The sequence below is a fragment of the Nguyenibacter vanlangensis genome (genome assembly GCF_013376155.1).
Taxonomy (GTDB): Bacteria; Pseudomonadota; Alphaproteobacteria; order Acetobacterales; family Acetobacteraceae; genus Gluconacetobacter; species Gluconacetobacter vanlangensis.
Genome location: NZ_JABXXP010000872.1, coordinates 1 through 1,054 on the forward strand (window position 1 = coordinate 1; position 1,054 = coordinate 1,054).

Annotated in this window: 1 protein-coding gene; it reads left to right on the forward strand. The window is 69.5% G+C overall.

Annotated elements, in window-relative coordinates; all coding sequences use genetic code 11:
- Positions 1 to 181 precede the first annotated feature (181 nt).
- Positions 182 to 1,054, forward strand: an 873-nt coding sequence (locus HUK84_RS19785; protein WP_176641731.1) for an MFS transporter, incomplete at its 3' end; no start/stop codon positions are given.

A 1,054-nucleotide genomic window follows, 5' to 3' on the forward strand; every position in this document is an offset into this window, starting at 1 on the left:
CGGCGCGCGAGGACTGGCTGGCCGGCATCCTCGCCGCGCACTTCTCGGCCGCCGAGCGCGCGGACCTGGCGCGTGCCCTGCCTTTGCTGGAACGGCTTGCTGAATCCTGATCCGCCCCTCCTGATCCGCCCCCTCCTGATCCACCCTGCCCCTGGAACAGCCCCGAAAGGCCATCATCGGCGTGACGCACCTCTTCCGCTCGCTCCGTCATCGCAATTACCGGATCTGGGCGGCCGGCGCGCTGGTGTCCAATATCGGTACCTGGATGCAGCGTACCGCCCAGGACTGGCTGGTCCTGACCGAACTGACGCATCGCGACGCCACCGCGGTCGGCATCGTCATGGCGCTGCAATTCGGCCCGCAGCTTCTGCTGCTGCCCTGGACAGGCTATGCGGCCGACCGGCTGGAGCGCCGCACCTTGCTGATGGCGACGCAGGGCACGATGGGCGCGCTTGCGCTGGGGCTGGGCATCCTGACCGTGACCGGCGCCGTCCGGCTGTGGCAGGTGGATCTGTTCGCCCTGATCTTCGGCTGCGTCACCGCCTTCGATTCCCCGGCGCGGCAGATCTTCGTCTCGGACCTGGTGGATGACGGCGACCTGCCGAATGCGGTCGCGCTCAATTCCACCTCGTTCAATGCGGGCCGCATGCTGGGGCCGGCGGCCGCCGGGCTGTGCATCGCCGCCCTCGGCTCCGGCTGGGCTTTCGTGCTGAACGGCCTGTCCTTCCTGGCGGTCCTGGCGTCGCTGACGGTCCTGCGCCGCGGCGAACCCCATCCGGCGGCGGGCGCTTCCACCCGGCAGGCGCCGCGCGGGCTGACGGCCGGGTTCCGTTACGTCTGGCAGCGCCGCGATCTCAGGACGATCATCCTGATGCTGTTCCTGATCGGTACCTTCGGGCTGAATTTTCCGATCTTCATTTCCACCATGGCGGTCGGCGTGTTCCACCTCGGCGCCGACGGCTACGGTTTGCTGAACACCGTCATGGCCTGCGGCACGCTCGGCGGCTCCCTGCTCGCCGCCGGGCGGGACCGTACCGGCCTGCGCGGACTCGCC